Genomic DNA, 20,547 nt, shown 5'->3' on the forward strand with positions numbered 1-20,547 from the left:
CGCGCGCTGGAGTTCAGGCGTGAGCTCCTGCGGCCGGGGGAGCGGTGGTGGCGGTGTCGTGCGCGCGGTGGGGGCCGGTACGAGGGCGGGGGCGGGTTGCGGCGTGGGTGCCGGGGGTGGTGCGGGGGCCGGAGCCGGACGTGGTTCGGGAGTGGTTGCGCGGGGTGGCGGGGCGGTCTGTGGGGTCGGCTTGCTCGGGGCCGTCCGGGGCCTGGGAGCCGCGACGGGGTGGGCGACCGCGCCGGGCTGGTTGTACGAGACGGTGCGGGTGGCGATGCGGCCGTCGGGGAGGCGTACGCGGCTGCGGTGGAGGTAGCCGTGGGCTTCGAGTTCGCGCAGGGCGGCGGCGATGCGCGTCTCGCTCTCGGGGAAGCGTTCGGCGAGATGCTTGATGCCGATCCTGGCTCCGGCGGGGAGCGACTGGATGTGGGCGGCGAGCCCGATCGCGGCGAGGGAGAGTCCGCGGTGCTGGGCGAGGTGGTTGCCGATGATGGTGAAGCCTGCGGCATGCCGGAAGTTGATGTGGATGACGCCGGATGACGGTGTGACGTCTCCGGGTACGGAGGACGGGGCGCACTTGGGCGCGGTAATCTGCGGGGTATCCATCGGGAAGCCTCTTACTTCCTCGGTGGTCAGGCCCCCGGTTGAGACTGTGAATCTCGTCGGGGGCCGTCGCATGTCTGGAGTTGTCGCGGCGAGCATATGCCAGCCAACCTGTATGAAATCCAGTCCAGTTGCCCCATATCACCCGAGTGAGTGACGGGGGCGGGTTTGGGTGGGGAGGGTAATTTCCCCAGGTCCTTCAAAGCTTTATGCGTCGTGGAATGCGGGGACGTGGCTCACCGGGTCGTGGGTTTCCGCGACCCGGTGGAACGGCCTTGGTGCGAGGTCGAGCTCGGCCCAGACGGTCTTGCGCGGGACGGGCCCGACGTCGATGCCCCAGCGGTCGGCGAGCGCCTCGACGATGAGGAGTCCGCGCCCTCCTTCCGCGTGCCGGTCGGGGGTGGAGACGACGGGCAGCTGCTCGGCCCGGGTGTCGGTCACCTCGATCCGCAGGAGCTCGTCGCGGAGTGCCGTGAGGGCCAGTTGGAAGTCCCGGCCCGGTACGCGGCCGTGGACGGCGGCGTTGGCGGCCAGCTCGGCGACGATGTGCGCGGCCGGTTCGCAGACGATCCCCCAGTTGCCCAGATGCGCCATGGTCAGGAGACGGGCGAGCCTGGCGCCCCGTCGGGTGGGGGAGAGCAGCACGGTGAACTGCCGGGCGGGAGCGGAATGTTCGGTTCGGGTGATTTCTCGGGTCACGTCACTCAGCGTGGCCGCGCCTGCGTACCGTGAACAGCAATCAGCCCCTTGCGTACGGTGATTGTCCCGTGCTTGTCCAGTGCTGTCCCGGCTGTCCGGGGTGACGTGTCGGGGAGACCTGGGGTTGAGCCGAGAACGGCAAACGCGTCGGAAGTGAGGCACGGATGAGCGTGGACGAGGCCGGTACGGAACGCGGCGACACCGGGGCGGACGAGCCGGGCTGGGACGTCGATCCCGATGACGAGTCGGGCGCGGCCGTGGTCGCGGCGGTGGGCCGCCAGCTCAAGGCGTGGCGGGAGGCGGCCGGGCTGCGGGCCGGCGAGTTCGGCGCCGCGATCGGGTACGGGGAGGACCAGATCTACAAGGTGGAGGGCGGCCGCCGCATCCCCCGCCCGGAGCTCCTGGACAGGGCGGACGAGGTACTCGGGGCGCGCGGGAAGATCGCCGCGATGAAGCAGGACGTGGCGGAGGTCCGGTACCCGAAGAAGATCCGCGACCTGGCGAAGCTGGAGGCGCGGGCGGTGGAGTTGTTGGCCTACGGCAACAGCAGCTTCCACGGTCTGCTGCAGACGGCGGAGTACGCACGCGCGTTGTTTGTAATGCGGCAGCCCGCGTACCCGCAGGATGAGGTCGAACGGGGAGTGGCGGCACGTGTGGCCAGACAGTCCGTCTTCAAGCGGTCACCCAGTCCGACGCTCGGGTTTGTCATGGATGAAGTGGTGCTCCGACGCCCGCTCGGAGGCAAGATGGTATTGCGTCGGCAACTCGAACACCTCCTGAAGATCGGCGAATTGCGGAACATCACGGTTCAGGTGATGCCGATGGACCGAGAGGAGCACGCGGGAATCGACGGCGAGATCCAGGTGTTGAAATTCAAGGACGGTACGGCGGTGGGACGTTCCGAGGGAGCATTCGGCGGTCGCCCCGTCACTGATCCGAAGCAACTCCGAATCCTTGAGCTGCGGTATGGCATGATCCGGGCCCAGGCTCTCACCCCGAGTGAGTCGTTGGCCTTCATCGAGCAACTTCTAGGAGAAACATGATCAGCGAGCTCTCCTCCAGGGGCGGCCACGAGCTGGAGTGGCGCAAGAGCAGCTACAGCAGCAACGGCAGTGAGACCGACTGCGTGGAGATAGCTCCCGCCCCCGGCACAGTTCACGTCCGGGACTCCAAGAACGCCCAGGGCCCACGCCTCGCCTTCGGCCCCCACGCCTGGGCGGGCTTCGTCTCCTACGCGGCCGAGCACTGATTCCGCCCGGCCGCAGGCCCGACGGGGCGACCCCCGTCAGTCCTCCGTAGCCTCCTCGTCCTCCCCGTCGAAGCGGTCGAAGGCCGCCTCCGTGCGGGCGCGGAACAACGCGGTCCCGCGATCGTCGCGGAGGATGATCTCGTCGTGTGCGTACCAGCGTGAGCCCGGTCGCTGGCTGATCGGGTACTCCGGGAACGGCAGGCGCCGGAAGGCGGCGGTGATGTCCTCGGGCAGGCCCGTGTCGTCGTCGGGGGTCACCCATCCCATCAGGTCGTCATCGGCGCACAGGGCCTCGGACAGGACGATCTCGACGAACGCGACACTGACCCGGCCCAGCCACGCCTGCCAGTCGTCGGCGGTGGGGCGGACGAGGTCGGCGCGTACCTGGACCGGCGGGTCCTCCTGGTCGAGGTCCGTGACGCGTATCCCCCAGTAGGCGCAGGACTGGTTCTCGACGCGGAAGACCAGCACGCCGCGGTCCTCGTCCACGTAGAGGCCCCGCGGGGCGAGCAGGGAGTCCTGATTGTCGGTCAGGTCCTTGCGATGCGCGAGCAGTTGGTAGGCCTCGCGGAGCGCCGCGGGCAGGGGCAGGCCGAGCCGGGCCTGTGCCGCGTCGAGGTCGGCGGGGGTGCAGCCGTCGGTCCCGGTGAGGGGGCGTTGGCTCCAGTCGCGGGCGAAGGCACGGATGAAGCGCCATGCCGCCTGCCTGTCGGGCCGCTCACCGACGGCCGCGGTGAGTGCGTCGAGGTCGAGCACGAGGCTCGGGGGCTGCGGCTCCTGGTTCATGCGTGCGACTGTAGGCGCCGCCACTGACACGGTTCCGCGCGCTCCTTCCCGTAGGTGCTGCTGCCGGTCGTCGCACTGGTCCACCATCTGAGGGCGACGCTGCGTGTGCGGCCGCCCGACGAGCTGAACCTGTACGGGCGTTGCTTCGAGATCGCGGGCCCGGAGGGACCGGGGCGCTCGGACGTCGACGACCAGCAACCCGCGAAGATCCATCCCTCGATGGACGAGTGGAGCGACATCGACTACAGCGCATGAGCGAACAGCGGCAGGGCCCGGACGGCGAACCGTCCGGGCCCTGCTGTCAGTTGTCGTCAGTTCTCGGTGACGGTGACCTTCTCGTCGTTCTTCAGCTGCTCCACCAGCTGCTTCACCTTGGCCTTGTCCCAGACCACGTTGCCGTTCCTGAAGCCCGACATCGGCATGTTCATCGACTTGCCGTCGCCGCCCGTGACGTCCTTCATGGCGAAGAACATCTGGCTCAGGGACCAGAGCGACATGTCCTTGTCCACGACGAGGGTGTCCAGGCCCGCCCCCATCGTCGGGTACAGCTTGAACGGGTTGAGGATCGTGGACGGCGTCGCCGTCTGGCTCGCCAGCGCCGCGAGGAACTTCTGCTGGTTCTTCGTACGGGCCAGGTCCGCCTGGGCGAAGGCGTAGCGGGTGCGGACGAAGGCGAGGGACTGCTCGCCGTTCAGCGTCTGCTTGCCCGCCTGGAAGTCGGCGCCGGACTTCTTGTCCTTGAAGGCCTTGGGGATGTCCAGCTCCACGCCGCCGATCGCGTCCACGATCTTGGCGAAGCCGCCGAAGCCGATCTCGCAGTAGTGGTCGATCCGCAGCCCGGTGTTGAACTCGACGGTGCGGACCAGGAGTTCGGGGCCGTCCATGGCGTACGCGGCGTTCAGCTTGGTGAAGCGGCCGCGGCCCGGGTAGAGCTTGCCGGAGTCGGAGCCCTTGAACGAGGGGATCTCGACGTCGGAGTCACGGGGCAGGGAGATCAGCGTCGGCCCGTTGGATCCGTCGTGCAGGATCATCATCGAGTCGGTCCGCTTGCCCTCGGCGGAGCCCGTGTGGAGCTTCTTCTTGTCCTCGGCCGTCATGCCCTCACGGCTGTCGGAACCGACGATCAGGTAGTTGGTGCCGTCGCCGCCCTCCGGCCGCTCGATGACCTTGGAGAGGTCCACCTCGCGCTTGAGCTTGGAGTCGGCCCAGAAGTACGTGCCTATGGAGACCCCGAGGACCACGACCACCAGGGTCAGCGCGCCTATCTTGATCCGGCGGCGCCAGTCGGGCGCCGAGCGCCCCTGGGCGTAACCGCCGCCGCCCTGGCCACCGCTGTGGCCGCTGCCCCGGCCGCCGCCGTAGACCTGGCCCGTGCTGTAACCGTTGTCGTACGTTCCGGCGTCGTCATGGCCGCCGGCGTACTGCTGCGATCCGCCCTGACGCTGCCGGGGCGGGGCCGGACGGTGCTGGGGCGGGGCGGGAGGGCGCTGGACGTGCCGCATGACGCGGGCGCCCTCGGGCGGCTCACCGGCGCTGCCCTGCCCGTAGCGGTTGCCGCCGCGGTTGTCGTCGGACCATCCCTCGGGCCAATCGTTCATGCGGTCCAGTGTGCAGGCCAGGTGTACCGGTATTACAGGGGGTGCGGGAAATCGCATCAGGGCTGTTGCGAAGCTGATGCATTGCGGCCGCGTGCAAGGCCCCGCATAAGGTGGACGGTATGACAGATCAGGCCCCGCGCCCGGAGGGCGACATTCCGGGCAAGCCGACCGCCGCTTCCCGGACCACCCTCAGCCACATCATGACCGGCAGCGACACCAATCTGCTGGGTACGGTGCACGGTGGCGTGATCATGAAACTGGTCGACGACGCGGCGGGCGCCGTGGCCGGCCGGCACTCCGGCGGCCCCGCCGTGACGGCCTCGATGGACGAGATGGTCTTCCTGGAGCCGGTCCGCGTCGGCGACCTCGTCCACGTCCGCGCCCAGGTGAACTGGACGGGCCGCTCCTCGATGGAGGTCGGCGTCCGGGTCATGGCCGAGCGCTGGAACGAGTCCACCCCCGCCCAGCAGGTCGGCAGCGCCTACCTGGTGTTCACCGCGGTCGACGCGGACGGCAAGCCGCGCCCCGTACCGCCGGTGATCCCCGAGACGGAGCGCGACAAGCGGCGCTACCAGGAGGCGCAGATCCGGCGCACCCACCGCCTCGCCCGCCGCCGCGCGATCAGGGAGCTGCGCGAGAGTCGCGCGGCGGAAGGCATAGAGGACTGAGAGCGCCGGGCGACAGGACGGTCACGGGCAGGCCACCTGGTCGCCCGTGACCGTGCCGAAGTCGCCGCCGTCCTTCTCCTCGGCCCGGACCTGCCGCACCTTCTCGAAGTCCTCGCCCGCCGTCACCCGCATCGTGGCGCCCTGCCCCCGCACCGCCCGCAGCTCGGCCCCGGGCAACGCGACCGCCAGCGCCTTCGCGGACCGGTCCCAGCGCGGGTCGTAGCTGATCAGGGTGTGCTCGGTGCCGCGCGGCTCGCCGTTCACCCGCACCTCCGCGTTGAGCGGGGTGCGCGTGGTGTCGAAGCCGGTGGCGTGGAGCGCGTCGTCGACCGTCCTGCCCAGGCCGTCCTTGGACGTCCCGTTGTAGACCTGGACCCGGATCTGCCGGGGGTCGACGTCGACCTCGACCGCCTCCGGCCGCTTGGGGCGGGCGGGGGCCAGCGGCTTGTCCTCGCGCAGTGCCTGGAAGAGCTTCTTCGACTTCGCCTCGTCCCACTTGACCGTCGAACCGATGCCCTTGACCGGGTAGGAGACGTTCCCCACGGGTACGGAGGTGAACTCGGACGAGGCGGGGGAGAAGCCGCGCATCGCCTGGCCGAGCTCCAGCATCTGCTCCGTACCGAACCCCTTGTCCGCCCGGACCGAGTTCAGCATCGTCGAGGCGACATCGCGGAACTTCACCGGGTTGAGCAGCACACCGCTGCTGGTCGCCTGCTTGATCAGTGAGGCGAGGAACTTCTGCTGGCGCTGCATCCGGCCCAGGTCGGCGGCCCCGTCGATGTGCCGGGAGCGTACGTACTGGAGGGCCTGGCCGCCGTCCAGGTCATGGGTGCCCGCGGCGAGGTCGAGACCGGTGTACGAGTCCTTCATCGGCCGGGCCGTGCAGATCTTCACCCCGCCCAGGGCGTCCACCGTCTTCATGAAGCTGGTGAAGTCGACCTCCAGATAGTGGTCGACCTTGATGCCCGTCATGTGCTCGACGGTCCGCACGGTCAGATTGGGCCCGCCCTCGGCATAGGCCGCGTTCAGCTTCAGCGGGTGCGCGGGGCGCTGCTCACCGGTGTTCCGGTCGGTGTGCTCGGGGACCTCGGCGTAGCTGTCGCGGGGGAGCGAGACGATGCTCGCGCGGTCCTTGTCCGCCGACAGATGCACCAGCATGACCGTGTCGGTGCAGTGGCAGGGCGCACCGCCCAGCCGGTACCTCTTCTTCTCCTCCGGGGTGATCCGGTCGCGGCCGTCGGTGCCCACGAGCAGCAGATTCATGCCGGTGCCCGCGCGTGGCCGGTTCTTCATGTCCTTGAACGGATCGAGCCGGTCGATCCCGGTCGCCAGATTGGTCACCACCGCATGGCCGATCCCGCCGGCTCCCAGCACCAGCACGGAGAGACCGGTCACCATCCGCATGCCCCAGCGTGGTCGTTCGTCCTGCTTTCTGGACCTGCGCTGCGGCGGAACCGCGCGGGACTGCGGGGGACGGGGAGAACGGTGCGGTGTGGGCACTTGGGGGACCTCCGCGGTGCGAGGGGGAAACCGTTCGCACAGTAGGTCCATACGATCAACGGCCCGGTGTGCAACCCGGCGGGGCGCGCCGGTGTCCCCCATTCGCGGTAACGTGGCGGCCGAATCATGCCGCCCGGTGGGGTGCGAAACCCCCCGGCGCCCCCGAGGACCACCCGAGGACCACCATGTCTGCCGCGCAGCACCCCGCCGTCTCCGTGATCATGCCGGTGCTCGACGAGGAACGTCACCTCAGGAACTCCGTCCGGCACATCCTGGAGCAGGAGTACGCAGGTGAGATGGAGGTGGTCATCGCACTGGGGCCCTCCACGGACCGTACGGACGAGATCGCCGCGGAGCTGGTGCGCGAGGATCCCCGGGTCCACACCGTCCCGAACCCGACCGGTCGCACCCCGGCCGCCCTCAACGCCGCGATCAAGGCCTCCAGCCACCCGATAGTCGTGCGGGTCGACGGCCACGGCATGCTCTCGCCGAACTACATCGCGACCGCCGTCCGCCTCCTGGAGGAGACCGGCGCCCAGAACGTGGGCGGCATCATGCACGCCGAGGGCGAGAACGCCTGGGAGGACGCCGTCGCCGCCGCCATGACGTCGAAGATCGGCGTCGGCAACGCGGCCTTCCACACCGGCGGCCAGGCCGGCCCGGCGGAGACCGTCTACCTCGGTGTCTTCCGCCGCGAGGCGCTGGAGAAGGCCGACGGCTACAACGTGGAGTTCATCCGGGCCCAGGACTGGGAGCTGAACTACCGCATCCGCGAGGCCGGCGGCCTGATCTGGTTCTCGCCCGAGTTGAAGGTGCAGTACCGGCCGCGCCCCTCCGTGCGGGCGCTGGCCAAGCAGTACAAGGACTACGGCCGCTGGCGGCACGTCGTCGCCCGCTACCACTCCGGCTCGATCAACCTGCGCTACCTGGCGCCGCCCACCGCCGTCTGCGCGATCGCGGCGGGCATCGTCGTGGGCGCGGTCGTCACCCCGTGGGCCTTCCTCGTCCCCGCCGGGTACGCGGCGGCGATCGTCGCCGGTTCCGTGCCGGCGGGCAAGGGCCTGTCGCTGAAGGCGCGGGCACAGATCCCGGTGGCCCTCGCGACCATGCACATGTCGTGGGGGTACGGCTTCCTGACCAGTCCGCGCTCGCTCGCGAAGAAGGTCATCGCCAGCCGCCGCCCGGCCATGACCGTCTGAGCGTCACAGCGGACACCGCGGGGCCCTCCGATGTGCCGGAGGGCCCCGCGGTGCGTCGTGTCCCGGTTTCTAGAAGCCGAAGCCCGGCTGGATGTCCATGCAGGCCTTCTCGTCGTCGCCGTTGAGCGCCCGTGCGCTGTCCGGGGTCTTCTCCTCGGCGGAGGGCGCGTGGTAGTCCCCGTCGTCCCGCCAGTCGGCGCCCACGGTCAGCGTGATGCCCGAGACAGCGGTCGACTTCTTCACCGCGCTCAGCGGAATGCCCAGCGCCTTGGCGACCGCCTGGGCATTGCCCTTCATGTCCACGCTGGGGTAGGACACCGTGGTCCGGGCCGCCGACTCGGTGTTCTGCGCGTCGATCGAGCCCTGGGTGAAGCCCTTCTCGGCCAGCAGGTCCTTGACCGCCGTCGCGCGGCCCTTGGCCGGGTACTCGGTCTCGGTACGGGTGCCGTTGCGGACGGTCACCGGGGTCTCGGCCGGGGTCGAGGTGGGCTTCTCGGCGACCGGGGCCTTCTTCTTGCGCTTGGACGCCTTGCCGTCGAGCGGGACGTCGTCGCGGACCATCTGGAAGAGCTGGTCGGCGTCGCCGGGCTTGGGGAGCACCCGCTCCTTGAGCGCGCCCGTCCCGTAGACGTTCGGCATCGTCGTCATGGTGATGCGCTTGGTGGGCACCTTCTTGAGCTCCTCCGCGAGGTCGTAGAGCTTGTTGACCGAGCCGAGTCCGTTCTCGCCCTTGTCGACCGTCAGCGCGTCCGTCGCCGCCTCGGCGAGGTCCATCAGCTTGCCCGGGTCGGTGAGCTTGGTGCCCTTGCGCAGTTCACGGACCATTGAGTTCATGTACATGTGCTGGGCGTGGGTACGGCCGAGGTCGGTGCCGTCCTCGAAGCCGTAGCGGGTGCGCAGCCACTGGAGGGCCTGCTTGCCCTTGATCTTCGTGGTGCCCTTCTCCAGCTTCAGCCCGGAGCCCTTGCCAGCGCTGGTGTGCGAGTAGACGTTGCCCTTGACGCAGACCGGGACGCCGCCGATCGCGTCCGCCATCGAGATCACACCGGAGAAGTCGATCATCATGAAGTGGTCGATGGTGATGCCGGTGAGCTCGTACCAGGTGGCCACCGTGCAACCGGGACCGCCGCGTTCGAGCGTCTCGTTGGTCATCTTCAGACCCGTGGGCGCGGGGTAGACGTGCTTCGTCTCCGGGTTGGTGCACTTCGGGATCTTCAGCATCGTGTCGCGCGGCATGCTGATCACCGACATGTTGCTGCGGTCCGCGGAGAGGTGGACCAGCATCTGCACGTCGGCCAGGGGCGGCGCGCCGAAGGTTTCCTTGGCCCCGCCGAGCTTCTGGTTCTCCGCGGAGTCCCGCGCGTCCGAGCCTATGAGCAGGATGTTCATCGGGGTCTGACCGGCGGCGTTGGCCTTGTGATCGGCCATCTTCTTGTCGCCGAGGGTCAGATCGGCCTTCTTGAGATTGCCGTTCAGGTGCTCGATGTAGAGGTAACCGGCGCCGGCGCCGCCGATTATGAGCAGCGCGGTCACTGACGCGACCCAGCGCAGCACCCGGCGTTTGCCCTTCTTGCCGCGTCGCTTGCGGCCACCGTGCCGGTGACCGCTCTCCCCGGAAGCGGCCCGCCCCCCGGAGCCGGAGTCCTCGCTCTTCTCCGGCCCCTCCTCGTACAGCCCGTCGTCCCAGCCGAGTTGGCCGGCGTGCCGGACGCGTGGTCGCGTCCCCTCCCCAGGCGTACTGCTCCGTGCCACCAGGACCCCCCTGCTGCTCAGACTCGTGGTTTCGCGCAGTGACCCGGTGTCACTTGGCGCACTCTGCCTTGTCGGCGTTTGCTTGCTGAATGTCGGCCGGCACCTTGGCCGGCCCGGTGATGGGAGTGCCCGCGCCCTTGAAGTCGTCCCCCAGCGTCAGCACCATCGCCTGGAGCCCTTCGGCGTCCGTGGTGCCCTGCTTCATGGCCGAGCCGGGCAGGCCCATCATGGCGGCCAGCGCGCGGGCCTGGTCCGCCTGGTTCGGCGCGTACTCCAGCGTCGTCTTCGCGGCCTTCGCCGGGGCGTTGGCCTTGTTGGTGGACTTGAGCACACCCTGCTCGTTCTGGAGCCAGGTGACGGTCGCCTGCGCGGCGCCGGGCACCTTGCCGCCGTTGTACACATCGACGCGTACGTCGCCCGCGGCCGCCTTCGAGCCCTTGAGGAGCGCGTCCTGCTTGCTCTTCGCGGCCTTCTTCTTCGACTTCACCTCGGTCAGCGAGGTGTCGTCGCGCATCATGGCGAACAGCTGGTCGGACTTGGCCGGGTTCAGTACGACGGTGGCCTTGACCTTCTCGGCAGGGTTGTCGAGCACCGGCACCGTGGTGAAGGTGATGTTCTTGGTGTTGACCTTGCTGAGCTCCTGGGCCAGCGAGGCCAGTTTCTTCCCCGTGCCGATGCCGGTGTCGACGGTGAGTGCCCTGGTCGCCGCGTCCGCCAGCTTGTAGAGCTTGGTCGGGCTGGTCAGGGTGTCGTCCGACTGCATCTGCCGGATCATCGAGGCGATGAACTGCTGCTGGACCTTGATCCGGTCCAGGTCGCCATGGTTGCCGAAGCTGTGCCGGGTCCGTACGAACGCCAGGGCCTCCTCGCCCTGGATCCGGTGCTCACCGGCCGGCAGGTCCAGGTGGGAGTCCGGGTCCTTGACCGGCTTGGCCAGGCAGATCTCGACCCCGCCGACCGCCGTGGACAGCTCCTTCACCGCGTTGAAGTCGACCATCATGAAGTGGTCGACCTTCAGACCGGTGATCTCCTTGACCGTCTCCATGGTGCAGCCGGGGTTACGGCCTTCCTGGCCGAGGCTCTCGTTGAAGCGGACGCCCGACGTACCCGGGACGAGCTTCTCCGTGCCGTCTTCCTGCTTGACGGTGCAGTCCGGGATGTCGGTGATCAGGTCGCGGGGGATGCTCAGCGCCGTCGCGTTGGTGCGGTCCTCGGAGACGTGGAAGAGGATGTTGGTGTCGGCGTGGCCCACGCTGCCCTTGTCGCCGTAGCCTTCGTTGCCCTTGCCGGTGCGCTTGTCGGTGCCGATGATCAGGATGTTGATCGGGGCGTCGTTGTCGAAGACGTTCTTGTTGCCGGCCCCGCCCACGTCGACCGTGTTCAGGTTGCCGTTGAAGTGCTGGTACAGCGCGTACCCGCCCACCGACAGGCCGACCAGGACGAAGGCCGTCACACCGCCCGTCCACATCAGCGCCTTCTTGCGGCGGGCCTTGGGGGCCTTGCGGCTGCGGCGGCCGGCCGGGCCGGAACTCTCCTGGCCGCGGGTGCCGTTGGCCGAACGGCGGCTGCGCTGACCGGGCACCTCGCGGCCGGGACCGTTTTCCTGGTCCTCGCGGGCCGTATTCCGGCGATCGCCCCCGCCGTCGCGGGACGCGCCTCTGCGTCCGCCGGCATTGTCGCGGACCGGTTCCCTGCTATGGGGAACACGCGCGCCGGAAGTACGGGAAGGGGAGTCCGAATCCCCTCCGGAATGATTCAGTCGCAGTTCGTAATCACCGGTGTGCGGGTTGAGGACCCACTGGTCTGCGGGGTCGATTCCGTCCGCCCGCCCACGGCTTTGCGCATCCACGGTTGCTTGAGTCCTCCGTCGGTGCCACGCGAGGCGCCTCCCCCGATCAGGCGCTCGATCTTTCGCTCCAGAAGTGCGCGGCCTGGCGGCCGGCAGCACCGGATCGCGTCACACTATCGGCCCAGTTCGGCGTAGAGCGACGTGCGTGACAAATTCCACGCTCCTTACAACTGGTCATACTGCTCATTACACGCCGATCACCGGCTTCTGTTTGGGAATTGCTTTACTGCTTGCACAGGTCCGCCGCCGCGTTGTTGCCCGAATAAGTGGGCGTGGGGCTGGGGCCCGGCCCATCCGGGGTATCGGACGCGGCATTGTTTTTCCCGTTGTTCTTCCCGTTGTCACGTTCGAGCTCATCCGCCGGGACCACGGCGACCGGATCGTCCTCGCGCAGCCGCTTGAAGAGCCGATTCGCATCGGGCTGTACGAGTTCGTCCCGGTTCGCGTTGGCGATGTAGGGCCGCCGGGGCACGGTCAGGAACTGCACCTTGTCGGTCGGTACGTTGCGCATGCCGCGCACCAGCTCGTACAGGTCCTTCAGGCTGTCCAGGCCCGGGTCGGTGGTCAGCGCCTTGGTGGCCGCGTCCAGTACCGGGTAGAGGCGGGTCGGATTGAGCAGTACGCCGTTGCTCTGGACCTTGTTCACCAGCGCGCCCAGGAACTGCTGCTGGCGGTCCATCCGTTCGGTGTCACTGCCGTTGCCGATCGACTTGCGGGCCCGTACGTACCCCAGCGCCTGCTCGCCGTCGAGCTTCTGGCGGCCGGCGGGGAGCTTCAGATGGGCGTCGGCGTCGTCGACCGGCTTCTTCAGGCAGACCTCGACCCCGTCCACGGCGTCGACCATGTCCTTGAAGCCGTTGAAGTCGACGACCATGTAGTGATCGATCCGGACGCCGGTCATCTTCTCGACCGTACGGATCGTGCAGGCCGTGCCGCCGAACTCGAAGGCCCAGTTGAACTGGGCGAATTGTTTCTTCGTGGCCGTCCCGTCCGCTTTGTGGCAGACCGGGATCTCCACCATCAGATCGCGCGGCAGGGACATCGCCGTGGCGCTCTTCCGGTCCGCGGCGAGGTGGAGAAGGATCGTGGTGTCCGAGCGCTGGCTGCCGCCGTCGTCACGGCCGTACTTGCGGTTGTCGCCGGCCCGGCTGTCCGAACCGATGAGCAGGATGTTCTCCGCGTCGTGCACCACGGAGGCGGGCCGCTCCCGCTCGTACGCCTTGAGTTCGGCGGCTGCGGACGTGTCGGTCCTGATGTTGCCGTCGAGCTTCCGGTACAGCCACGCGCCGACGCCCGCCGCGACCAGCACGACGAACGAGGCGCCGAGCGCGGTCCAGCGCAGCCAGTGGCGCCGGTGCCTGACTCCGGTCATCGGGGTGGCACCGGATTCGCCCCCGGGCCGAGGCTTGTCCCCGCCCGCCGCCGGGTCGTCCGGCGGGCCGGCGCTTTCGCTCACGTCTGCGTCCATCCTTCACGTTCGGCGGCGCGTCGGGCCGCCGGTCGCAGGAGTAGACGGCTGAACCTCACGCTTGGTTGTGTCCTCGGTGATCCGTAACGCCGATCATGTACCGGAGTTGAGGCGCAGCCCCCGAGGACTCGACGCGGTGTGGGCCGGAAGAGTGGTCCTCAGCGTGCTTGTCATACCGCGCTGTTGGTGACCCGCTCACTCTCCACGCGCTTCGCCAGCCCCTCCTCGCCCAGCTGCCCCAGGTGACGGCAGAGGACCACGGACCCCCCGGCGGCCAGCGGCGCGAACAGCCCCGCGCTCAGTCCCTCCCAGCTGTCGTACGCACGTCCCGTGAGCAGCCGCGATCCGGCGGTCAGACCCAGCGCGGCGGCGTCCTCGCGGGCCCGCGCCACCAGCTGCGCCGAGGTCAGCTCGACGCCGTCCACAGCCAGGGCGGGAGCGTCCGGGTCCACCGGGGCGAAGGGGGCGAACCGGTCGCCCTGGCCCGGCACCTCGACCGCGTAGTCCGCGAAGCCCTCGGGCGCCTGCGGGAACCTGCCGCCCAGCGGGCGCAGCGCCAGGGCGACCCGCTCGCCCCGGCAGGCGCGCGCGGCCTCCAGGGTGTCCGGGCCGCTGACGACCAGGTCGGCCGCGGCCGGGTCGCCCTGCACCTCGGCGACCACGCCGACCGAGGAACAGGCGAGCAGCCAGACCGCGGACTGCCAGTGCGCGGGCAGCAGGAGCGCGAGCCGGTCGCCCGGCTCGGCGGCGAGATCGCCCTGCAGGAGATTGGCGGTCTTGGCCACCCAATTGGCGAAGGTGGCCACCGACAGTTCGACGCGTTCCCCGGTGGCGTCGTCGTAGAAAGTGACCAAGGGGCGGGCCGGGTCCGCGGCGAGCGCGGAACGCAGCAGGTCGGCAGGGGTGCGGTCGGTGGCGTTCATCCGCGCAAGAGTACGCGGCGGCGCCCGGCCGGGCGGGAGGAGAGGAGTGCCGGGTGCACCGGTTCGGCAGACGGGCCGTCAAGTGCACCGGGACATCCCGGTGGCCGGAGTTGAAGGTGTATGCCCAGGATTATTCGCATGCGTGCCTTTCTTGCATCCTCGATAGGTGTCACCTGCGCGGCTGTTCTCGTACTGCCGTCGGCCGCGCCCGCGGGCGCCGCCCCCGACACCCGCACCGTCCCCGCCGAGTCGGCCGAACCCGTCGATGTGCCGGGCTCGACGCAGTCCCTGCCGATGCGAACCCTGCCGACGCCCTTCGACCGGGCCGTCGGCGAAACCGCCCGGGCCGCGGCCGCCCCCGACCAGGGGCTGCCCGAACGCGAGGTCCGTCCCTTCTCCCTGGTCGGCGTCGTCTGGGACGACGCCGACACCGAACTCCACGGCACCGTCCAGGTCCGCACCCGCGCCACCGGCACCGGGGAGTGGTCGCAGTGGCAGGACCTGGAGACCCACAACGCCGAGCACGGCGCCGACCCCGGCACCGCCGAGCGCGAATCCGGCGCCGTCCGGGGCTCCACCGCCCCGCTCTGGGTCGGCGACTCGGACGGCGTCGCGGTCCGCGTACGCCCCGAGGCCCCGGACCCGCAGGACCGGACCGCCCGCGCCGTACCGCTGCCCGGCGGGCTGCGCCTCGAACTCGTCGACCCCGGCAAGGACCCGCAGCAGGTTCCCGGGACGGACGCCGGGACCGAGGAGGGCGTCCAGGACGCGGCAGGCGCCCAGGCCGCCGGGGACGGGCGCACCGCCTCCCTCGCCCCGAGGGTGCTCCCCGCCCTGGGCAAGGCGGAGTCCGAGGTGCGGTACGAGACCGAGGCCGGCCTCGTACCCGGCGCCCGGCCGTACATCGGCCCCCGCCCGCGCATCGTCACCCGCAAGGGCTGGGGCGCCGACGAGAAGCTCAGGGAACGCAAGTTCGTCTACACCGGCACGGTCAAGGCCGCCTTCATCCACCACAGTGCCACCGGCAACAACTACAAGTGCTCCCAGGCGGCCTCGGTCCTGCGCGGCATCTACCGCTACCACGTCAAGAGCAGCGGCTGGCGCGACATCGGCTACAACTTCGCCGTCGACAAGTGCGGAAACATCTACGAAGGGCGGGCCGGAGGCGTGACGAAGGCCGTCCTGGGAGCGCACACGCTCGGCTTCAACACCAACAGCATGGGCATCGCGGTGCTCGGCACCTTCACCAGGTCGAACCCGCCCGCCGCCGCGGTGAACGCCGTCGCGAAGCTCACCGCCTGGAAGCTCGGACTGTTCGGCGCCGACCCGCGCGGCAAGGCCACGCTCGTCTCCGGCGGCGGCAACAAGTACAAGAAGGGCAAGAAGGTCAAACTCAATGTCATCTCCGGCCACCGGGACGGCTTCGCAACCGAATGCCCCGGAGCGCGTCTCTACAAGAAGCTCGGCACGGCCCGCTCCAGCTCCGCCAAGCTCCAGGGCCGCTAAACGGAACGGGAGACCGACGCGGACTGCTGCGGGCCGCTGACCGGGGACGACCGAACCGGTCTGCATACACTGGCCAGCCGAAACCAGGCCAGGCCCCAGCAGGAAGCAGAGTCAGTGCTGTGACAGAGGCAAAAGAAGCGATCCTCCTGGTCGGCGGAAAGGGAACCCGGCTGCGCCCGCTCACGGTGCACACGCCCAAGCCCATGGTTCCGGCAGCGGGCGTTCCGTTTCTTACGCACCAACTGGCGCGCGCCCGGGCCGCCGGGGTCGAGCACATCGTGCTCGCGACGTCGTACCTGGCGGAGGTCTTCGAACCGTACTTCGGTGACGGCTCCTCGCTCGGCCTCCACATCGAGTACGTCACCGAACGCGAACCGCTCGGCACCGGCGGCGCGATACGCAACGTCGCGTCCCGGCTGGCCTCGGGCCCGGACGACCCGGTGCTCATCTTCAACGGCGACATCCTCACCGGCCTGGACATCCGGGCGCTGGTCGCCTCGCACACGAGCTCCGGAGCGGACGTCTCCCTCCACCTCACCCGGGTCGACGACCCGCGCGCCTTCGGCCTGGTACCGACGGACGGCACCGGCAGGGTCACCGCGTTCCTGGAGAAGCCCGAGACGCCCGAGGAGATCGTCACCGACCAGATCAACGCGGGGGCGTACATCTTCCGCCGCTCGGTCATCGACACCATCCCGGTCGGCCGCCCCGTCTCCGTCGAGCGCGAGACCTTCCCCGGACTGCTCGCCTCCGGAGCACACCTCCAGGGCATGGTCGACTCCACCTACTGGCTGGACCTCGGCACCCCGCAGGCCTTCGTGCGCGGCTCCGCCGATCTGGTCCTGGGCCGTGCCCCGTCCCCGGCCGTGCCCGGCCGGTGCGGCGAGGGACTCGTGCTGCCGACGGCCTCCGTCGCCCCCGACGCCAAGATCAGCGGCGGTACGGTGGTCGCAGAGGGTGCCCTGATCGGTGCGGGGGCCCGGATCGACGGCTCCGCGATACTGGCCGGCGCGGTCGTCGGACCAGGCGCCGTGATCAAGGACTCGCTGGTCGGGGCCGGTGCCCGGATCGGCAGCCGTACGGTGCTCACCGGCGCGGTCGTCGGGGACGCGGCCCGGGTCGGCGCCGACAACGAACTGCGCGACGGCATCCGCGTCTGGTGCGGGGCGGTCCTCCCGGACGCGGCGGTGCGGTTCTCCTCCGACGAGTAACCGGGCGCGGTACGGCGGACGGCCGGGCACCGGCCGCAGCGCTTACCCTCGACAGGCACCCCGACGACCGAGGACCTCACCGTGGCAGGACGATTCGCCCCCCGCAGCGCTCCCCGCGCGGCCGTCCCGCACCAGGCGGCGGCCCCGGCGGCGGACGCGCTGACCCGTGAGTGGACCCCGCCCGGCCCCTTCGACCTGCGCGTGGTCGTCGGCCCACTGCGCCGGGGGCCCGCCGACCCCACGTACCGGATGACCGCGGACGGCACGGCCTGGCGGGCCAGCCGCACACCCGCGGGCCCCGGAACCCTGCGCCTCACCCCCCGGGGCGGCCGGATCGAGGCGGCGGCCTGGGGCCCCGGCGCACCGTGGCTGCTGGACCGGCTCCCGACGCTGCTCGGCGCGACGGACGACCCGGACGCCTTCCGCCCGCGCCACCGCCTGCTCGCCCTGACCCGGCACCGCCGCCCCGGCCTGCGGCTGCTGCGCACCGGCCTGGTCATGGAGTCGCTGATCCCCTCGATCCTGGAACAGAAGGTCACCACCGACGAGGCCTACCGGGCCTGGCGCCTCCTGGTCCGCGGGCACGGCACCCCGGCGCCCGGCCCCACGGACCACGCCGCGTTCGACGCGCTGGGCCTGCACGTCATGCCGGACGCCCGCACCTGGTCCCTGATCCCGTCCTGGGAATGGCACCGCGCGGGCGTCGACGCCAAACGCTCGGGCACGATCCTGCGTGCGGTACGCGTGGCCCGCCGCCTGGAGGAGGCGGCGGCCATGGAACTCCCGGAGGCCATGGCCCGGCTGCAGCTGATCCCCGGCATCGGCCCCTGGACCTCGGCCGAGACGCTCCAGCGCTCGAACGGCGCCCCGGACGCGGTCACCGTCGGCGACCTCCACCTCCCCGGCATCGTCGGCCACGCCCTGGCGGGCAACCGGGACGCCGACGACGAGGAGATGCTGGCCCTCCTGGCCCCGTACGAGGGCCAGCGCCACCGGGCGACCCGCCTCATCCTGCTCTCGGGCCGGACCCCGGACCGCCGCGCTCCGCGCATGACCCGCGGCGACATCGCCCGCCTGTAGAACCCGCCGGAACCCGCGCCCGGCCTCAGCGCACCTCGATGAACGCCTCCGCGTCCCGCCCCGGCCGCGCCGCGGGCTCGGCCGCGGCGCGCCCCACCGCCACCGCCCCCAGCGGATCCCAGCTCTCCGGCAGCCGAAGCACCTCGCGCACCACGGAGCGGCAGAACATCGTCGACGACACCCATGCCGAGCCCAGCCGCTCACCGGCCAGCGCCACCAGGAAGTTCTGGATGCCGGCTCCCGCGGCGACCACGAACATCTCGCGCTCCGCCGTGTCCCGCCGCTCGTCCCCGTAGGTGTGGGAGCCGTCCATCACCAGGCACGGCACCACCAGATACGGCGCCCGGCGCAGCACATCGCCCCGCCGTACCCGCTTGGCGACCGACTCCTCGCTCCTGCCGTCGCGCCGCAGATCCGCGATCCACGCGTCCCGCATCGCGTCGAGCAGCCGGGTCCGCGACTCCTCGGACTCCAGCAGGACGAACCGCCACGGCGTCGTGTGATGCGGCGCGGGCGCCGTCACCGCCGCGGCCACGGCCCGCCGCACCGCACCCGGGTCCACCGGGTCGTCGGTGAACTCGCGCACCGTACGCCGCAGGGTCACCGCCTCCCGTACCGCCTCCGACGTACCGAGCCGGAACATGTCGTCGGCCGCGACCCGCACCATCGCACGGGCACCACCGGCAACGGCCGGGTCCACCACATGGCCGAGCCCCCGCACGACCGCGACGGGCAGCCCGTCCGCCTTGCCCTTGACCAGGTCACCGGCCGAGGCCAGCTCGTCGGCGGTGGCGACCACGGTGGCGCTCAGCGGATTGCCGTACGCATCCGCGCCGCCGCGCAGATCGTCCAGCACCCTGACCCCGGCCGCCCCGATCGCCACATCGGTCAGCCCGTTGCGCCACGGGCGCCCGAAGGTGTCCGTGACCACGACCCCGACCTCCACACCGAGGGTGTCCCGCAGCCCGTCGCGGATCGCCCGCGCCGAGGCGTCCGGGTCCTCGGGCAGCAACAGCACCGTCCCGGCGGGGGTGTTCGAGGCGTCGACCCCGGCCGCGGCCATGACCAGGCCCTGACGGTTCTCCACGATCCGCAGCGTGCCGCGCCGCGCCACCACCCGTACGGTCTCGGCGTCGATCGCCGACTCGCGGTCGGCGGCCTCGACGATCCGGCCCTCCGCCTTGGAGACGATCTTCGAGGTGACCAGCAGGACGTCGCCGTCGACCAGCCCCGGACCGGTCGAGGCGATCAGCTTCGCCAGGTCGTCCCCGGCCCGCACCTCGGGCATCCCGGGCAGCGCCCAGACCCGGTACGAGGGCGCCGCGCCGGGGGCCGTGCCGCCGCTCACGCCCGCACCTCCTCGGCCAGCACCAGCGCCTGCCGGGCCATCTCCGCCGTCGTGTCGACATCGGTCATCATCAGCGGCACGGAACGGCAGCGGATGCCCGCGGCCTCCACCTCGCCGACCGCCCCGGCGTCCACCGTGTCGACGAGCCAGCCGTCGAGCAGCCCGGAGCCGTAGTGCCTGGCCACGGCCGAAGCCGTCGACTCGACGCCCACCGCGGCGAGTACCTTGTCCGCCATGCCGCGCACCGGCGCGTCCCCGACGATGGGGGAGAGGCCGACGACCGGCACCCCGGCCTCGGCGATGGCTTCCCGGATCCCGGGCACGGCGAGGATCGTGCCCACCGACACGACGGGGTTGGACGGCGGGAAGAGGATCACATCGGCCTCGGCGATGGCCTCCAGCACACCGGGGGCGGGCTTCGCCTGCTCGGCGCCGACCGGCACGATCGCCTGCGCCTCGACCGAGGCGCGCAGCTTCACCCAGTACTCCTGGAAGTGGATCGCCCTGCGCTCGCCGTCCATGTCGACCGCCACGTGGGTCTCGACCCGGTCGTCGGACATCGGCAGCAGCCGCACCCCGGGCTTCCACCGCGCGCAGAGCGCCTCGGTGACGGCGCTCAGCGGATAGCCGGCGCCCAGCATCTGCGTGCGGACGATGTGCGTCGCGAAGTCACGGTCCCCGAGCCCGAACCACTCCGGCCCCACGCCGTACGCCGCGAGTTCCTGCTTGACGTGGAAGCTCTCGTCCGTACGCCCCCAGCCCTGTTCCTCGTTGATGCCACCGCCGAGGGTGTACATCACGGTGTCGAGGTCGGGGCAGACCTTCAGCCCGAACAGATGGATGTCGTCACCGGTGTTGCCGATCACCGTGATGTCCGCGTCGGGCGCGGCCTGCTTGAGGCCACGCAGAAAACGAGCACCACCGATACCGCCGGCCAGAACCACAATGCGCATGCAGACAGTCTGTCAGGCGAAGCCTGGTCCTTGTCGGGGCGGTGGTGGGCGACGGGTGGGCTGTCAGGCGAAGCCTGGTCCTTGTCGGGGCGGTGGTGGGCGACGGGTGGGCTGTCAGGCGAAGCCTGGTCCTTGTCGGGGCGGTGGTGGGCGAC

Annotated in this window: 17 protein-coding genes and 2 pseudogenes; 8 read left to right on the plus strand and 11 right to left on the minus strand. The window is 70.5% G+C overall.

Translation table 11 applies throughout. The features are described 5' to 3' along the window. Together ACWCPY_RS36900 and ACWCPY_RS36905 are read right to left on the minus strand one after the other, a co-directional pair. Positions 1 to 606: pseudogene (locus ACWCPY_RS36900) on the minus strand (helix-turn-helix domain-containing protein); the annotation flags it as partial. A gap of 204 nt (positions 607 to 810) precedes the next feature. Continuing rightward, entirely contained in the window at positions 811 to 1,302 is a 492-nt protein-coding gene (locus ACWCPY_RS36905) for an ATP-binding protein (RefSeq protein WP_451272576.1), read from the minus strand. Positions 1,303 to 1,466: 164 nt separating this feature from the next. Here ACWCPY_RS36905 and ACWCPY_RS36910 point away from each other — a divergent pair, with 164 nt between their 5' ends. Together ACWCPY_RS36910 and ACWCPY_RS36915 are read left to right on the plus strand one after the other, a co-directional pair. Next, complete coding sequence (locus ACWCPY_RS36910; protein ID WP_451272578.1) at positions 1,467 to 2,345, plus strand: helix-turn-helix domain-containing protein; 879 nt, start codon at positions 1,467 to 1,469, stop codon at positions 2,343 to 2,345. Then, positions 2,342 to 2,551 carry a DUF397 domain-containing protein gene (locus ACWCPY_RS36915; protein ID WP_451272580.1) on the plus strand — a complete coding sequence of 70 codons (210 nt, stop codon included), beginning with the start codon at positions 2,342 to 2,344 and terminating at the stop codon, positions 2,549 to 2,551. Before ACWCPY_RS36910 ends, ACWCPY_RS36915 begins: the two co-directional genes overlap by 4 nt. Positions 2,552 to 2,587: 36 nt before the next feature. On the opposite strand, the gene ACWCPY_RS36920 is transcribed toward ACWCPY_RS36915, so the two are convergent. Then, on the minus strand, positions 2,588 to 3,337 hold the full coding sequence (locus ACWCPY_RS36920; RefSeq protein WP_451272582.1) for an SMI1/KNR4 family protein: 750 nt from the start codon (positions 3,335 to 3,337) through the stop codon (positions 2,588 to 2,590). Positions 3,338 to 3,391: 54 nt separating this feature from the next. On the opposite strand from ACWCPY_RS36920, the gene ACWCPY_RS36925 reads away from it, so the two are divergent. After that, on the plus strand, positions 3,392 to 3,592 hold the full coding sequence (locus ACWCPY_RS36925; RefSeq protein WP_451272584.1) for a hypothetical protein: 201 nt from the start codon (positions 3,392 to 3,394) through the stop codon (positions 3,590 to 3,592). A 56-nt stretch (positions 3,593 to 3,648) separates the two neighbouring features. Here ACWCPY_RS36925 and ACWCPY_RS36930 read toward each other — a convergent pair whose 3' ends face one another. Next, positions 3,649 to 4,935 (minus strand): LCP family protein, encoded by a 1,287-nt coding sequence (locus tag ACWCPY_RS36930; protein ID WP_451272586.1) that lies wholly within the window; start codon positions 4,933 to 4,935, stop codon positions 3,649 to 3,651. 119 nt (positions 4,936 to 5,054) lie between these two features. On the opposite strand from ACWCPY_RS36930, the gene ACWCPY_RS36935 reads away from it, so the two are divergent. Next, positions 5,055 to 5,603: an acyl-CoA thioesterase gene (locus tag ACWCPY_RS36935; protein ID WP_451272588.1), complete on the plus strand. Its 549-nt coding sequence runs from the start codon at positions 5,055 to 5,057 to the stop codon at positions 5,601 to 5,603. 21 nt (positions 5,604 to 5,624) lie between these two features. On the opposite strand, the gene ACWCPY_RS36940 is transcribed toward ACWCPY_RS36935, so the two are convergent. Beyond that, positions 5,625 to 7,103 carry an LCP family protein gene (locus ACWCPY_RS36940; RefSeq protein WP_451272590.1) on the minus strand — a complete coding sequence of 493 codons (1,479 nt, stop codon included), beginning with the start codon at positions 7,101 to 7,103 and terminating at the stop codon, positions 5,625 to 5,627. Between the two features lie 185 nt (positions 7,104 to 7,288). Here ACWCPY_RS36940 and ACWCPY_RS36945 point away from each other — a divergent pair, with 185 nt between their 5' ends. After that, positions 7,289 to 8,302: a glycosyltransferase family 2 protein gene (locus ACWCPY_RS36945; RefSeq protein WP_451272592.1), complete on the plus strand. Its 1,014-nt coding sequence runs from the start codon at positions 7,289 to 7,291 to the stop codon at positions 8,300 to 8,302. Positions 8,303 to 8,371: 69 nt separating this feature from the next. Here ACWCPY_RS36945 and ACWCPY_RS36950 read toward each other — a convergent pair whose 3' ends face one another. From ACWCPY_RS36950 to ACWCPY_RS36965, 4 genes and pseudogenes are all read right to left on the minus strand, one after another. After that, the gene (locus ACWCPY_RS36950; RefSeq protein ID WP_451272594.1) at positions 8,372 to 10,054 is read right to left on the minus strand and encodes an LCP family protein; all 1,683 of its coding nucleotides are present in this window, start codon (positions 10,052 to 10,054) and stop codon (positions 8,372 to 8,374) included. A 49-nt stretch (positions 10,055 to 10,103) separates the two neighbouring features. After that, the gene (locus tag ACWCPY_RS36955) at positions 10,104 to 11,903 is read right to left on the minus strand and encodes an LCP family glycopolymer transferase (RefSeq protein ID WP_451272596.1); all 1,800 of its coding nucleotides are present in this window, start codon (positions 11,901 to 11,903) and stop codon (positions 10,104 to 10,106) included. Between the two features lie 223 nt (positions 11,904 to 12,126). Continuing rightward, positions 12,127 to 13,368 (minus strand): annotated as a pseudogene (locus tag ACWCPY_RS36960) (LCP family protein); the annotation flags it as partial. 173 nt (positions 13,369 to 13,541) lie between these two features. Continuing rightward, complete coding sequence (locus ACWCPY_RS36965) at positions 13,542 to 14,294, minus strand: TIGR03089 family protein (RefSeq protein WP_451272598.1); 753 nt, start codon at positions 14,292 to 14,294, stop codon at positions 13,542 to 13,544. 138 nt (positions 14,295 to 14,432) lie between these two features. On the opposite strand from ACWCPY_RS36965, the gene ACWCPY_RS36970 reads away from it, so the two are divergent. The 3 genes from ACWCPY_RS36970 to ACWCPY_RS36980 all read left to right on the plus strand — a co-directional run bounded on the left by ACWCPY_RS36970 (position 14,433) and on the right by ACWCPY_RS36980 (position 18,091). Further along, a complete protein-coding gene (locus ACWCPY_RS36970) occupies positions 14,433 to 15,800 on the plus strand; it encodes a peptidoglycan recognition protein family protein (protein WP_451272600.1) in 1,368 nt (455 codons plus the stop codon). A 119-nt stretch (positions 15,801 to 15,919) separates the two neighbouring features. Continuing rightward, positions 15,920 to 17,011 carry a sugar phosphate nucleotidyltransferase gene (locus tag ACWCPY_RS36975; protein ID WP_451272602.1) on the plus strand — a complete coding sequence of 364 codons (1,092 nt, stop codon included), beginning with the start codon at positions 15,920 to 15,922 and terminating at the stop codon, positions 17,009 to 17,011. 81 nt (positions 17,012 to 17,092) lie between these two features. Continuing rightward, positions 17,093 to 18,091, plus strand: a complete 999-nt coding sequence (locus ACWCPY_RS36980) for a DNA-3-methyladenine glycosylase family protein (protein WP_451272604.1) — start codon at positions 17,093 to 17,095, stop codon at positions 18,089 to 18,091. 25 nt (positions 18,092 to 18,116) lie between these two features. On the opposite strand, the gene ACWCPY_RS36985 is transcribed toward ACWCPY_RS36980, so the two are convergent. Together ACWCPY_RS36985 and cofD are read right to left on the minus strand one after the other, a co-directional pair. Then, positions 18,117 to 19,439 (minus strand): coenzyme F420-0:L-glutamate ligase, encoded by a 1,323-nt coding sequence (locus ACWCPY_RS36985; protein WP_451272606.1) that lies wholly within the window; start codon positions 19,437 to 19,439, stop codon positions 18,117 to 18,119. Continuing rightward, complete coding sequence (gene cofD / locus ACWCPY_RS36990; RefSeq protein WP_451272608.1) at positions 19,436 to 20,392, minus strand: 2-phospho-L-lactate transferase; 957 nt, start codon at positions 20,390 to 20,392, stop codon at positions 19,436 to 19,438. Before cofD ends, ACWCPY_RS36985 begins: the two co-directional genes overlap by 4 nt. Positions 20,393 to 20,547: the final 155 nt, after the last annotated feature.

The organism is Streptomyces sp. NPDC002403 (genome assembly GCF_053593015.1).